Source organism: Mangrovicella endophytica (assembly GCF_002893625.1).
Lineage (GTDB): Bacteria > Pseudomonadota > Alphaproteobacteria > Rhizobiales > Rhizobiaceae > Mangrovicella > Mangrovicella endophytica.
Genome location: NZ_PKMZ01000027.1, coordinates 1 through 1,177 on the forward strand (window position 1 = coordinate 1; position 1,177 = coordinate 1,177).

General features: G+C 64.5%; 1 protein-coding gene. It reads right to left on the reverse strand.

Annotated features, from left to right (window positions below; all coding sequences use genetic code 11):
- Position 1: 1 nt before the first annotated feature.
- Positions 2-1,177 (reverse strand): elongation factor Tu, encoded by a 1,176-nt coding sequence (tuf, locus tag C0R46_RS20580; RefSeq protein WP_102961547.1) that lies wholly within the window; start codon positions 1,175-1,177, stop codon positions 2-4.

Below are 1,177 nucleotides of genomic sequence, written 5' to 3' on the forward strand. Positions count from 1 at the left end.
CTTACTCGACGATCGACGACACGATGCCGGCGCCGACGGTACGGCCGCCTTCGCGGATCGCGAAGCGCAGCTTCTCTTCCATCGCGATCGGCACGATCAGCGTCACGTCCATCGTCACGTTGTCGCCCGGCATCACCATCTCGGTGCCCTCAGGCAGCGTCACAACACCCGTCACGTCCGTCGTGCGGAAGTAGAACTGCGGACGGTAGTTGGTGAAGAACGGCGTATGACGGCCGCCCTCTTCCTTCGTCAGGATGTAGGCCTCGGCCTTGAACTTGGTGTGCGGCTTCACCGAACCCGGCTTGCACAGCACCTGGCCACGCTCCACGCCCTCGCGGTCGACGCCGCGGATCAGCGCGCCGATGTTGTCGCCGGCCTGGCCCTGATCGAGCAGCTTGCGGAACATCTCGACGCCCGTCACCGTCGTCTTCTTGTTGTCGCGGATGCCGACGATCTCGACTTCCTCGCCAACCTTCACGATGCCGCGCTCGACACGGCCCGTCACCACAGTGCCGCGGCCCGAGATCGAGAACACGTCCTCGATCGGCATCAGGAACGGCAGGTTGATCGGACGCTCAGGCGTCGGGATATAGGCGTCGACCTGCGCCATCAGCTCGCGCACCGCGTTCTCGCCGATCTCCTTGTTGGAGTCCTCGAGTGCCGCCAGGGCCGAACCCTTCACGATCGGGATGTCGTCGCCCGGGAACTCGTAGCTGGACAGAAGCTCGCGCACCTCAAGCTCGACCAGCTCCAGGAGCTCGGCGTCGTCCACCTGGTCGACCTTGTTCAGGAACACCACCAGCGCCGGAACGCCGACCTGGCGGGCCAAGAGGATGTGCTCGCGCGTCTGCGGCATCGGGCCGTCGGCCGCCGAGCACACCAGGATCGCGCCGTCCATCTGCGCCGCGCCCGTGATCATGTTCTTCACATAGTCGGCATGGCCCGGGCAGTCGACGTGCGCGTAGTGACGCGCTTCCGTCTCGTACTCCACATGCGCCGTCGAGATCGTGATGCCGCGCGCCTTCTCCTCCGGCGCAGCGTCGATCTGGTCATACGCCTTGTACTCGCCAAAGTACTTCGTGATCGCCGCCGTCAGCGACGTCTTCCCATGGTCAACGTGACCAATCGTTCCAATGTTGACGTGCGGCTTCGTCCGCTCGAATTTACCCTTGGCCAT